Source organism: Actinomycetospora sp. (genome assembly GCF_036497585.1).
GTDB lineage: Bacteria > Actinomycetota > Actinomycetes > Mycobacteriales > Pseudonocardiaceae > Actinomycetospora.
Window position 1 is genome coordinate 1 of record NZ_DASXJD010000255.1, and the last position, 12,174, is coordinate 12,174.

Sequence of the window (12,174 nt, forward strand, 5' to 3'; positions counted from 1 at the left end):
CGGCATCACTCACCCCGGCCTGTTCGGCACGGCGCCGTCGGCAGAGCTGCTCGCGAGCTGGAACCAGCGGGAGCAGGCTCTCATCGACACCGACCCCGACCGGGTCCCGCCGTTAGGGCTGCCACCGCTGGTCGAGAACACGCTCGCCGGGACATTGTCTGGCAAGGAGTTGCAGCGCGTCGCCCGGGAAGGTGCGCGCACGGTTCCCGCACGGGAAAACGGTGGCAACCACGACATCAAGAACTTCACCCGCGGCAGCCGCGTTTACTACCCGGTGCACGTGCCCGGTGGGAAGTTCTCCGGGGGCGACCTGCACTTCTCGCAGGGCGACGGCGAGATCACGTTCTGCGGCGCGATCGAGATGGGTGGCTTCATCGACTTCGGCGTCGACCTGATCAAGGGCGGGATGGAGACCTACGGCATCTCCACCAACCCGATGTTCATGCCGGGCAACGTCGAGCCGCGCTACTCCGAGTTCCTCACCTTCATCGGCATCTCGGTCGACCACGACACCGACACCCAGGAGTACCTCGACGCGACGCTGGCCTACCGGCGGGCGTGCCTCAACGCCGTCGAGTACCTCAAGAAGTTCGGGTACTCGGGCGAGCAGGCCTACCTGCTCCTCGGGTCGGCGCCGATCGAGGGCCGGCTCTCGGGTGTCGTGGACATCCCCAACGCCTGCTGCTCGCTCTACCTGCCCACCGCGATCTTCGACTTCGACGTCCGCCCGTCCGCGGCGGGCCCGGTCACGGCCGACCGGGGCATGTGCGCCGTCTCGAGCTGATGGCCGAGGAGGACGAAGGCGGGTTCACCCCGCCGCCGAAGCACGTCGCCGCGGACCGGTTCGCCTCCGGGGCGATCCGGTCGGCGGAGTCGATCCGGGAGGGGCTCGCCGAGGCCGGCGTGGAGGACGACGACCCGGTGGTCATCGACCGCGCCGGTCCGCGGCACTCGCTCGCGGCGCTGGACCGGCTGCTCTCCTCGGCCCTGGAGGCCGAGGCCGAGGAGAGCGCCGAGACCGCCGACGAGGAGATCAGTCCGGATGAACCACCGCCGGGCGGGCGGTGACGGTCACGCCGCGCCGCCCGCAGCTCCAGCACGCGGGGTCGGGATCGGGGTCGCGGCCGGCGACGTCGCACGGGACGCAGTGCCACTGCGTGACGATGCGGGTCGTGTCCGGGGTGGGTCCGGGTCTGATCGGGGTCTCCTCGCTCCGGGGTCGCGCCGACGGTAGAGGCGAAGGGCCTGGGTCGGACCCCGCCGTTCGGCGGGTCCGCCTCGGACGATCCGACGCCGGAGTAGTACGAACCTCGAAGGACGCGCCGCTCAGCGGCGGCGACCCCGCGTGTGCCGGCGCAGGGCGTCGACGAGCGTCCGGGCCCGGACGTCCTTCGTGACGACCTCCAGGACCCCGTGGCGCAGCGCCGTCGCCGTCTCCTCGGCGGTGATCGCACCGGAGTGGATGACGACCCCCACGTCCGCGGCCCGCTCGCGCAGGACCGCGGCCAGCTCCACGCCGCGGCCGTCGGGGAGGCGGTTGTCCACCACCGCGAGGTCGGGGTGGTGGTCGAGCACGGCACGGTACCCGGCGGCGCGGCTGTCGACGGCCGCGACCACGTCGAAGCCCGCCGACTCGAGCATGGTCACGAGGTGCTCCCGGACCCGGACGTGGTCCTCGACGAGCACGACCCGGGGGCGCGGGCGGCCGGCGGTGCTCCCACCCTGGCCCGGCGAGGTCTCTGCCGCGGTCACGACGAGAATCCTGCCCTGCCCGGGGAAGGCGCCGTCGGGACCAGGGGCCCGGATCCGCGGGTCCGAGGTCATCCGACTCCGCGGGTCCGAGGTCATCCGACGACGTCGGGTGTCCACCCCGGCCGCCGTCGTCCCTACCCTGGAGGTCCCCGCACGTGGTGCCCCGGCGGGAGCGAGCGGACGGAGGCCCACCGCGTGGAGGCGCTTGCCGAGCGGGTCCGTGAGTTCATCGTGGCCGAGGAGACCTATCGGCGTGCCGTGGCCGCCGCCATGGGGGTCGCCCCCGTCGAGGCCACGGCGCTGGAGTTCCTGCTGCACAACGGGGCGCGGCCGCCCAGCCTGATCGCCGCCCGGACCGGGCTGTCGCGCACGAGCACGACCGCGCTCGTGGACCGGCTCTCGCTCGCCGGCTGGGTCGCCCGCCGTCCCCACCCGCAGGACCGGCGCAGCGTGCTCGTGGAGCTCACCGACGAGGGCTTCGACGTGGTGCTCTCGACCTATCTGCTCTTCGCGGAGGACATCGGCGCCGCGCTGGAGAAGGCCGACCCGCGACTGCTCGCGGACCCCCGGTGGCGGCGGGCGGTGGGGAGCCTGGTCGAGGCGATCGCGGCGAGCCTGCGCCGGCGTGCCGGCGACGCGCTGGGGGTGGAGGCCGCGCTGGCGCAGCACCTGCCCCGCGGGGACGTCGCGCCCCCGGACGACGACCCGTCCTCCTGAGCCCGGGGGGCCACCGGCCGCCCGCGCCAGGGCGGGCCCGGTGATCAACCGGACTGGCGGGACGGCCGGTGGCGGCCTCCGCGGGTACCCGGGGGGTGAGTGTCCACGGCGACCGCTGACGAAGCGTAGGCGGCACCGCCGGGCCGAGGTGCCCGCCGTCCGGCCTCGGTGCTCCTGATGATGCGAGCGTCGTATCACCGCTCCGGCGCGTCGAGGGTCGGGGTCCCGTTGCCCCCGTCCGCCTGCTCGGCGTCGTGCGCCTCGGCGAGCGCGTCCTCGATGCCGCGCCGGTCGCCGCTGCGCTCCCGCAGCGCGGCGGCCATCCGCTCCAGCAGGTCGGTGACCGCCTCACGGAGCTCGGGCTCCGCGCGCAGGCGCGGGTCGGCCTGGTCGAGGGCGGCGTCGATGTCGATCGCGAACATCGTGTACATCTCCTCGATCGCGGAGCGTCCGAGGTCGGTGAGCTCGACGAGCACGCTGCGCCGGTCGTACGGGTTGGGGGTGCGGCGGACCAGCTGGGCACCGGCGAGCCGATCGAGCAGCGCGGTGGTGCTCGCGGCGGTGAGCCCCACGCGCGCGGCGATCAGCGAAGGGGTCTGTGGCCCGTTGTGCAGCAGGTGGCCCAGCACCGCCGACTCGCTGATCCCGATGCGCAGCCCGGCGGCCATCGTCTGGCGGTAGTGGTCCGACGCGACGATGAGCTCGCGGACCTGGCGGGCGAGTCGTTCCACGTCCACCTCCTCGTGAACCCCTCCGCAGCCTCGCCCGCGCCCACCCGACGGGCCAGGGCCCAACGACCCGGGTCCCTCGCGACCCGGACGGGCCGTTCCGGGGGCGGACCGACGTGGTCGACGGGACCGGCGACCCGGCCGATCTCGGACCCTCGCCCCTGCTCGCGCACCCCGGACCCGCCGCACGCTGTCCCAACACGCGGCGACGTTGGGAGGCGTGAGGACGATGGTGCGATCCAGACCACGACAGGGGTCGGCTGCCGACCGGGCGTACTCGGTCCTCGTGCCGCGCCCGAGCAGCCTGCGCCGGTCGTCGGACCGCTGGGAGACCGCGGCGGGCTGGACCGCGCTCGCGGTCCTGCTGCTGCTCGTGCCGGTCGTGCTGGCGCTCGGGAGCGCCCGCGCGCAGCAGGTCCGGGACGACGCCGCCCACATCCGCGCGACCTCCCACCAGGTGCAGGCCACGGTGACCGCCCTGTCGGAACGGAGCGTCGGCGAGGGATCGGGCGTCAGCCAGGTCGTCACGGTGGGCTGGACCGAGCCCGACGGCTCGACCCACTCCGCGCAGCGCGTCGTCTACGACGACCCGCCGGCGGTCGGCTCGCCCCACCCGATGTGGGTGGACCGGTCCTCGCAGCCGACCGCGCCGCCCTCGACCGAGCAGGACGCGGTCCTGCAGGGCTGGGTGGCCGACGTCGGGGCGTTCACCGCCACGCTGGTCGCCCTCCTTGCGGGCCTCGCGCTGGTCCGGTGGACCCTCGACCGGCGGCGGCTGCGCGGGTGGGACGAGGACTGGCTGGCGTTCCGGCGCCGCCGCGACCGCGGCGCCGCGGGCTGAGACGCGGGGAGGACGACATGGACACGCACGGTGCGTGTGCACCCGGGCCGCCCGAGCAACCTCCACTACCCAACTGGGGACCCTCCAGCTGCGGGCCGGTGTCGCTGCGCTCGAGGGCCCCTACCGGCGGGCGAAGGTGCTGATCCTCAACCGCGAGCAGGCGACCGCGCTGACCGGTGGCGACCACGCCGACGTCGTCGGCCTGCTCGGGCGCCTGCACGCCCTGGGCCCGTCCTGCGTCGTGATCACCGACGGGCCCCGCCGGTGCCTACGCCTCCGCCGACGGGGTGCGGCTGTGGATGCCCGGCCGCCTCGGGCGGCGCGGCGGCGACGGCGGTGGGTGGCTGAGACACCGGCCGGTCAGGGCCGGGGGGCCACGACGAGGCCGGTGTCGCCCAGGCCGGAGATCGACCACCCCGCCTCGTCGACGGCGATCTCGACGACCTGCCCGCCGATCCGCAGCCCGCGCGCGAGGAAGGGGAGGTGCGCCTCGGGCAGCGCCGGCCCGCAGCGCACCGTCCCGCCGGGCACGTCGGGATCCAGGCGCAGCAGGGAGCGCACCAGCGAGAGCGGCGCCGCGGCCGCCCACGCCTGCGGGGAGCAGGACGTCGGGTAGGGGACGGGGGAGGCGAACTCGTCCCGGCCGAAGCCGCAGAACAGCTCCGGGAGCCGGTGCCCGAAGACGGCGGCGGCCTCGAGCAGGGCCCCGGCCGCGCGCCGGGCCTCGGCGACGAACCCGTAGCGCGCGAGGCCGGCCACGCACAGCGCGGTGTCGTGGGGCCACACCGAGCCGTTGTGGTAGCTCATCGGGTCGTAGGCGCCCATCGTCGTGGCGAGCGTCCGGATCCCCCACCCGGAGAACATCGCGGGCGAGAGCAGGTGGTCGGCGACCGCCCGCGCGTGGTCGGACTCGACGATGCCTGCCCACAGGCAGTGGCCCATGTTCGAGGCCAGCCCGTCGACCGGCCGTTCGTCGGCGTCCAGGGCGAGCGCGAGGCAGCGCCGCTCGGGCAGCCAGAAGCGCTCGCGGAACGCCCGGCGCAGCGCGTAGGCCCGGTCCCGGTGCTCCCGTGCGGTCGCACCGTCGCCGAGGGCGTCGGCCAGCCGGGCCCGGGCGCAGTTGGCGGCGTACCCGTACGCCTGGACCTCGGCGAGCGCGATGGGCGGCTTCGCGGGGGTGCCGTCGGCGAAGCACACCGCATCCTCGGAGTCCTTCCAGCCCTGGTGCAGGAGCCCCTCGGGCGAGCTGCGCCGGTACTCGACGAAGCCGTCGCCGTCGGGGTCGCCGTCCCCGGCGATCCAGGCCAGGGCCCGGTCGGCGTGGGGCAGGAGGGCCTCGACGTCGGGCGTGATGCCGGTCCAGCGCGCGAGCTCCCCGAGCACCACGACGAACAGCGCCGTCGCGTCGGCGGTGCCGTAGTAGTCGCCGCCGCCCCCCGGGGCCAGCGGGCTGGGGGGACCGAAGCGGATCTCGTGCGGGATCCGGCCCGGCTGTTCCTCGCTGACGGGGTCGACTCGCCGCCCCTGGTGGTCGGCCAGCGTGCGCAGCGTGCCGACGGCGAGGCCAGGGTCCAGCGGCAGGAGCATGAGCGCGGTCAGCAGCGAGTCCCGCCCGAACAGGGCCATGTACCAGGGCGCCCCGGCGGCGAGGACGGCCCGCTCGGGGTGGGCCGGGTCGAAGATGCGCAGCGCGCCAAGGTCCTCGACCCCCCGCGTCAGCGTCGCGGCGAGGTCGCGGTCGGCGGTCTCGACGCGGGGCGCCCCGCGCTCGCGCGCCCGCAGCGCCCGGGCCGGGATGCTGTGCTCCTCCCCGACCCCGCGGGCGTGGGCCGGGACGAGCCGCCGGCCGTCGACGACGGCCCGGACGGTCACGCCGGCGGACCACTCGCCCCGGGCCGGGACCTCCACCTGCCACTCGAGGACGCCAGGCCGTGCGGTGGGCGCCCCCTCGCCGCACACCTCCACGGCGTGCTCGCGGCCGTGGCGGACGCCGTCGGCGACCAGCACGCCGTCGCCCGGGACCGTCACCGCCTCGCCCCCGCCCCGGTCGTGGCCGGCCTTGACCGCGAACACGTCGGCGAAGTCGACACCGACCTCGAGGGTCACGGTGCACCGCCGGAGCCGCCCGGTGTCGTTGCGCAGCCGCAGTTCCTCGCGCATGCCCTCGCCGACCACGCGCCGGCGGACCAGCAGCACCGCCGACGCCCCCGGATCGTGGTCGGTTGGCGGGACGTGGACGAGGACGGTGGCCTCGAACGGCTCCTCGGTGGCCGCGTGCACCGGCTGGCCGGGGTGCCCGTCGACGAGCACCGCCCACCGGGAGACCATCCGGATGTCGCGGACGAACAGCCCGTGGGCCCGGTCGGCCAGCACGTCCCCGGAGCCGTCGCTGACGCAGAAGGTCGACCCGTCGAGCAGCGTCAGGGTGTCGCGGTCGATCGGGCCCACCGGGTCATGCTCCCCGCAGGACCCCGGCCGGTGTGGTGGCCAGCAGCGAGCGGTAGAGCTCCTCGTGGTCGGCGGCCATGCGGTCCGCGCCGAAGCGTCGTTGCGCTGCCGCCCGGCAGGCCCGGCGGTCGAGGTGATCGAGGCGGCGGACCGCCCGGGCCATCTCGCGCTCGTCGCGGCAGACGAACCCGGTGCGGCCGTGCTCCACGATCTCGGGGGCGGCGCCCTCGGCGAAGGTGAGCACCGGGGTGCCGCAGGCGAGCGCCTCCGCCATGACCAGCCCGAACGGTTCGCGCCACCGGATGGGGTTGAGCAGGGCCGCGGCGCCGGCGAGGGTCTCGACGCGCTCGGGCAGGGGCATCTCGCGGGGCGGCGCGTCGTCGGGGCCGAGCATCGGGAGCACCTGGTCGTGTTCGTAGGCGCATTCCTCGCCGGTGCGCGCCTTGGCCGCGATCCGCAGCGGGCGGCCGGCCTCGTGGGCGACGCGGACGGCGCGGTGGGCGCCCTTGTCCGGCGACATCCGGCCGACGAACACGAGGTGGTCCCGGTGGGTCGGGACGGGCCGGTAGCGCTCGAGGTCGATCCCGTGGGGGATGACCGCGGTGATCGGCACGTCGCGCGCGGAGCGGGCGTGGTCGGCCGAGATCGCGACCAGGGCCGCGTGGCGGGCGGTCTCGGCGGCGACGTAGCGCGCGGTCGGGGTGAAGGCGTGGTGGATCGTGGTGACGACCGGGGTGTGTCGCCCGAAGCGTCGTGCGGTGAGCGGGCCGAGCACGGTGTGGTCGTGGACGAGGTCGACGTCGGCGAGCGCCTCGTAGGCGGCGCTGACGTGCGCCAGCTCGGGCAGGGAGCTGTTCATCGGTGCGACGGGCTCGTCGAAGAGGTGCTCGCGGGCCACCGGGCACGTCGAGGTGCCGACGGTGAACAGCCGCACGTCGACCCCGCGCGCGCTCAGGGCACGGGCCAGCACGTCGACCACCGCCTCGGTGCCGCCGTAGGCGGTCGGCGGGACCGGCACCCAGGGCGGCGCGATGAGACCGACGCGCACGGCGGTCAGTCCCGGGGGTCGGGCGCCGGCGGGACCGCGCGGACCCGGCCCAGTTCGAGGTGCCAGTGGCGGCGACAGCCGGCGCAGGCGAAGTCCACCCCGGTGCCGGTGGAGACCGGGTGCAGCGGTGCCCCGCCGCAGGCCGGGCACGCGCCGGGCGGCCCCAGCGCCGAGGGCAGGTCCAGGGTCGCGGAGTAGGTCGTCACCCCGACAGTGCATCCGCTCGACCCGGGGCCGCCGCAGGGCCGAAAGGCCCTCCGGTGGTCCCGTCGTCGGCGGAGGCCGGGCGCACGCGCGGGCGGCCGACGATCCGGGCCACGAGGCCGGCGAGGACCGGTCCGGCCCCGGCGAGCACCCAGGCGAGGGCGGTGGGGGGCTCGTCCCGAGCAGCTCCTGCAGCGGCGGGAGGACGACCGCGGAGGCGGCCCCGGTGGCCTCGACCCGCAGCTCCCCTCCGCGGACAGGACGGTCGCGTCGGCGGCGAGGACGTCGCCGGCGCCGACGACGAGCACGTCGCCCACGACGACCTCGCGGGCCGGGACCGTCACCGGCCGCCCGTCGCGGCGCACCCGGGCGCGGGCCGCGCCGAGGCGGTGCAGCGCCGCCACGGCGTGGTCGGCGCGCACCTCCTGCACCACCCCGACCGCGGTGTTGCCCACGATCACGAGCAGGACGACGGCCGCGTCGGTGTGGTCGCCGATCGCGATCGTCACCGCGGCCACCGCGAGCAGCACGAGCACCAGCGGGTCCCGGAGCTGGGTGAGCACCCGGGCGAGCGGGCCACGCCGGGGCGGTCGGGGGAGCTCGTTGGGTCCGTCGTCGGCGAGGCGCCGCGCGGCCTCGGCCGTGTCCAGCCCGACCTCGGTACCGGTCGTCACGGGACATCTCCGTCGGTGGGCACGAGCAGGACCGGGACGTCGGCCTCGGCCACGGTGCGCCGCACGAGGGCCGCGCGGCCGGGGTCCAGGCACTGCGACCAGCCCAGCAGGACCACGTCCGCCGCCTCCTCGTGGGCGACCTCGAGGACCCGGTCGGGCGCGTCGCCGGTGCGCAGCTCGAGACGGGTGCCGGGGCGGTCGCACCAGCGCGCCCGGAACTCGTGCCTCCACGCCCGCTCGGCGTGGGCCGGGTGGTCCCAGAAGCGGGGCACGGCGCGGGCGTCGAAGACGTGCAGCACGACCAGCTCGCCGCCCAGGAACGCCTCCGCCGCGGCGAGCGACGCGGCGGCGGCCGGGCTGCCGTCCAGCGGGGCCAGCACCCGGTCCAGGCGGGCCGCGACCCGCACCACCGCGGCCGGCACGAGCAGCACCGGCTTGCCCGCCTCGGCCACCAGCGCCCACCCGACGTCGTCGGCGCGGCTGACCACGGTGAGGACGCCAGGCCGGTCGAGCTCGCGGGCCAGGGCGTGGCCGTCCGCTGTGGCGGCGGGACGCAGCTCGGCGCCCACCGTCGCCGCCGCGGCCCGGGCGACGGCGAGCACCGCGGCGTCGTCGGGCGCGCGGACCAGGACCTTGCCGGCCGGCCCCCCGGTGCTCATGCCCGCCTCCCGGAGACCGCGGGGCCGAGGTGCCCCGCCCCGACCACCCGCACCGCCGCGCGGTCGCCGAGGCGGACCCGCAGCGGGCGGTCGGTGCGCACGACGACGCCGGCCGGGTCGACCTCGATCCGCACCGCCGCCCCGAGCAGGCGGAAGCGGGCCTCGAGCCGGGGCCACGCCGCGGGCAGACGGGGGTCGAGGACCAGCGTCCCCCGCTCGACGCGTACCCCGAGGAAGCCCTGCACGACGGCCTGGACGCTCGCCCCGGCCGCCGCGAGGTGCAGCCCTTCCGCGGTGGTGTCGGTGAGGTCGTCGAGGTCGAGCGCGAGCCCGGTGTGCAGCAGGGCGAGGGCCTCCTCGGTGCGCCCGGCGCGGGCGAGGACCGCCGCGGAGATGCCCGGGGAGAGCGAGGACCCGTGGGCGGTCCGCGGGGCGTAGTGCTCGACGTCCGGCACCAGCGACGCCGGCCCGGCCTCCCCGGGCACCAGGTGGTGCAGCATCAGCACGTCCGGCTGCTTGATCAGCTGGGAGGCCCCGACCCGGGCCCGGCCCAGCAGGAGGTCGGCCGCGACCGGCGGCTCGGCGACCTCGCGGGCGAGCAGCGGGCGCCGGGCGTCGTAGCCGGCGAACTGCTCGTGGCGCCCGGAGGGCGTCAGCCCGTCGACGAGCCGGCCGGCCAGCGAACGCCAGGCGGTCGGCTCGGGCGAGCCGGGGTCGAGGCGCTCGAGGAGGTCCGCGGCCGCGCGCAGGTTCCAGCGCGCCATGCCGTTGGTGAAGGCGTCGTCGTCGACGTCCTCGTGGTACTCGTCGGGGCCGATCACGTGGTCGAGGTGGGCGGCACCGGCGTCGTCGACGGTGCACCGCGAGCGCCAGTACCGGGCCGTGTCGAGCAGGAGCGGGCGGGCCGGGCCCGCGAGGAACGCCGGCTGGTGCACCCACGCGGCGTAGTGCGCGGCGGCCCAGGCCACGTCGGCGGTGATGTGCTCCTCGAGGGCGCCGGTGCGCACCCGCAACGTCCGCCCCCGCAGCCGGGCGCGGTGCGGCGTCACCTCCTCGCCGTCCTGCGCCGACTCCCAGGGGAAGCGGGCGCCGTCGTGCCCGGCGGCGCGGGCGCGGCGCCGGGCGGCGGGCAGCCGGGCGATCCGGTAGCGGACCACGGCCCGCGCCGCTCCGGGCGCGACCGCGACGAGGGCGGGCAGGACGAACACGTCGGCGTCCCAGAAGACGTGCCCCCGGTACCCGGGCCCGGTGGCGCCGCGGGCGCCGACGGCGAGCTCGGCGTCGGGCGGGACCGGCGCGAGCCCCCACAGCGTGAACAGGGCGAAGCGCAGGCCCCGCTGCGCCTCGGGGTCGTCGGGGACGCGGAGGTCGACGTCGTCCCAGCGCGCCGCCCACGTCCGCCGCGACTCCGCGAGCAGCGCGTCGAACCCGGCCGCCTCGGCCCGGGACAGCCTGTCGAGGGCGTCGCGGAGCCGGGGCGCCGGTCCGCCCACGGCGTAGCACCCCACGCGCTCGACGGTGCGCACCCCGCGGTCGCGGCCCACCCGCTGCCCCACGGCGACCGCGACGGCGGAGCCCGCGCCGGAGGGCGTGGTCGCCCAGCGGCGGCGCGGCGGGCCGCCCCGCGGGCTGCCGTGCTCCGCGGCGGCGGGGACCCGTCCCGGCCGGAGGCGCCCGGCGGCGGCCTCGGCGCGCAGCGCCACGACCCCCGGGCGGGCCGGGGAGGCCACCCGGAGGCTGCGGAAGGTCCCGGGGCCGGGGGAGCCCTCCTCGCGCAGCAGCACGCCGGTGCGCAGGTCGAGGGTGCGCACCGTGGCACCTGGGGCGGGGTCGAGGCGCAGGTCGGCCCACCGCGGGAGCGGGCGCAGGGCCTGGGCGGCGCCCCGCCCGCGGTAGACCCCGGCGGCGAGGACCGGCGCGATCGCGGGGTCGCGGTCCTCCTCGGCGACGCCCCGGCTGGCGAGCCCGCCGGCCGCGACGGTCGTCAGCGTCTCCACCACGCGCCGCCGCTCCGGGGGCGGGTCGGGTTCGCGCAGCGTCCACGCGGGATCGGGGTCGAGGGCCGGCACGCGACGACGGCAACGGCGGCCGAGCTGCTCGGACAGCAGCGCCGCCACCGCGCCCGGCCCCGGGAACCGGGCGGTCCCGGCGGGCAGCGGGCCGTGCCGGTCGCCGGCTGCGACCACCACGCAGCGCCGGGTGCCCTCGCTGAGCAGCGCCCGGTCGCCGCGGCGCGAGAGCACCACCAGGACCAGGCCCGCCCCGATCCCGCGCGCGGACGCGTCGGCGAGGACCGCGTCGAGGACGGGCACGCGGGCCGCGACGGCCAGCGCGCGGGGGCCGTCGGCGGTGAGCTCCCGCGCCCACCCGCCGTCGGGACCCCGCAGCTGGACCCGCCCGGGACCGGTGGGCCGGGGGCAGGCGGCGAGGACCGGGTCGTCCGGATTGCCGGCGAGCAGCACGACGTCCAGCCGGGCGGGGGAGAGCGCCGCGACCAGGCGCCGGGTCCGGGCGGGGTCGAGGACCTCCCGGGCCCGGACGACGACCAGGTCCACGGTCCGGTCGAGCCGGGCCGGCGGGTCAGCCATCGACGTCGAGCAGCAGCGCGAGCACGTCGCGCATCGACACGATCCCGGCGATCTCGTCGTCCTCGCGGACCAGCTCCTCGATCACGAGCTCCTCGGCGAGCTCGCGCACGGAGGCGTCGGCCGCCACGGTGGCGAGCGTCCGCGCGGAGACCTGCCCGACGGGCACGGACGCGTTCGGGAGGACCTCGGCCGGCATGACGTCCTCCTCGCGGATCCGGTGGCGCCGTGCGACGGTGCCGGACGACGACGCTGCCCGACGGGCACGGCTCCGCGGGAGGGGCGGCGGACCCCCGTACCGGGGACCTCGGTCACCGTGTCGGCCGCGGGCGATCCGGCGCGACGATCACGAGGGACCTTCGGCCCTGGCGTCCGCCCCCTCCGTTGACCGACGATGCCGACCGCGGATAACGCATCCGCGCAGGGACCACGACTGGGGGCGACCATCCGGCAGACGACACGCGAGCGGCGGGGCGCCGACGCGGGGGCGCCGGCGCTGCGGGCTGATCGGCTGTTGC

At 77.2% G+C, this 12,174-nt stretch carries 12 protein-coding genes; 4 read left to right on the forward strand and 8 right to left on the reverse strand.

Going from position 1 to position 12,174, the window contains the following annotated elements:
* Together VGH76_RS26545 and VGH76_RS26550 are read left to right on the forward strand one after the other, a co-directional pair.
* The coding region (locus tag VGH76_RS26545) for an acetamidase/formamidase family protein (RefSeq protein WP_331559773.1) at nucleotides 1–784 on the forward strand (784 nt) is incomplete at its 5' end.
* Nucleotides 784–1,068 (forward strand): hypothetical protein, encoded by a 285-nt coding sequence (locus tag VGH76_RS26550; protein ID WP_331559774.1) that lies wholly within the window; start codon nucleotides 784–786, stop codon nucleotides 1,066–1,068. The genes VGH76_RS26545 and VGH76_RS26550, both read left to right, overlap by 1 nt.
* Nucleotides 1,069–1,326: 258 nt before the next feature.
* Here the strand turns inward: VGH76_RS26550 and VGH76_RS26555 are convergent, their stop codons facing one another.
* Nucleotides 1,327–1,752 (reverse strand): response regulator, encoded by a 426-nt coding sequence (locus tag VGH76_RS26555; protein ID WP_331559775.1) that lies wholly within the window; start codon nucleotides 1,750–1,752, stop codon nucleotides 1,327–1,329.
* Nucleotides 1,753–1,947: 195 nt separating this feature from the next.
* Here VGH76_RS26555 and VGH76_RS26560 point away from each other — a divergent pair, with 195 nt between their 5' ends.
* Entirely contained in the window at nucleotides 1,948–2,469 is a 522-nt protein-coding gene (locus VGH76_RS26560; RefSeq protein ID WP_331559776.1) for a MarR family winged helix-turn-helix transcriptional regulator, read from the forward strand.
* Nucleotides 2,470–2,663: 194 nt separating this feature from the next.
* Here VGH76_RS26560 and VGH76_RS26565 read toward each other — a convergent pair whose 3' ends face one another.
* Nucleotides 2,664–3,200, reverse strand: coding sequence for a MarR family winged helix-turn-helix transcriptional regulator (locus VGH76_RS26565; protein WP_331559777.1), 537 nt, complete (start codon nucleotides 3,198–3,200; stop codon nucleotides 2,664–2,666).
* Between the two features lie 283 nt (nucleotides 3,201–3,483).
* Here VGH76_RS26565 and VGH76_RS26570 point away from each other — a divergent pair, with 283 nt between their 5' ends.
* Nucleotides 3,484–4,038 (forward strand): hypothetical protein, encoded by a 555-nt coding sequence (locus tag VGH76_RS26570; RefSeq protein WP_331559779.1) that lies wholly within the window; start codon nucleotides 3,484–3,486, stop codon nucleotides 4,036–4,038.
* Between the two features lie 360 nt (nucleotides 4,039–4,398).
* Here the strand turns inward: VGH76_RS26570 and VGH76_RS26575 are convergent, their stop codons facing one another.
* From VGH76_RS26575 to VGH76_RS26600, 6 genes are read right to left on the reverse strand one after another with little or no spacing between them, the layout of a single operon-like run.
* Nucleotides 4,399–6,486: a glycogen debranching N-terminal domain-containing protein gene (locus VGH76_RS26575; protein WP_331559780.1), complete on the reverse strand. Its 2,088-nt coding sequence runs from the start codon at nucleotides 6,484–6,486 to the stop codon at nucleotides 4,399–4,401.
* 4 nt (nucleotides 6,487–6,490) lie between these two features.
* Nucleotides 6,491–7,534 (reverse strand): glycosyltransferase family 4 protein, encoded by a 1,044-nt coding sequence (locus VGH76_RS26580; RefSeq protein ID WP_331559781.1) that lies wholly within the window; start codon nucleotides 7,532–7,534, stop codon nucleotides 6,491–6,493.
* A 5-nt stretch (nucleotides 7,535–7,539) separates the two neighbouring features.
* Nucleotides 7,540–8,412, reverse strand: a complete 873-nt coding sequence (locus VGH76_RS26585; RefSeq protein ID WP_331559782.1) for a cation-transporting P-type ATPase — start codon at nucleotides 8,410–8,412, stop codon at nucleotides 7,540–7,542.
* On the reverse strand, nucleotides 8,409–9,071 hold the full coding sequence (locus VGH76_RS26590; protein ID WP_331559783.1) for a universal stress protein: 663 nt from the start codon (nucleotides 9,069–9,071) through the stop codon (nucleotides 8,409–8,411). The genes VGH76_RS26585 and VGH76_RS26590 overlap by 4 nt, the downstream gene beginning before the upstream one ends.
* Complete coding sequence (locus tag VGH76_RS26595) at nucleotides 9,068–11,659, reverse strand: glycosyl hydrolase family 65 protein (protein ID WP_331559784.1); 2,592 nt, start codon at nucleotides 11,657–11,659, stop codon at nucleotides 9,068–9,070. Before VGH76_RS26595 ends, VGH76_RS26590 begins: the two co-directional genes overlap by 4 nt.
* Complete coding sequence (locus VGH76_RS26600; protein WP_331559785.1) at nucleotides 11,652–11,855, reverse strand: CBS domain-containing protein; 204 nt, start codon at nucleotides 11,853–11,855, stop codon at nucleotides 11,652–11,654. The genes VGH76_RS26595 and VGH76_RS26600 overlap by 8 nt, the downstream gene beginning before the upstream one ends.
* Nucleotides 11,856–12,174: the final 319 nt, after the last annotated feature.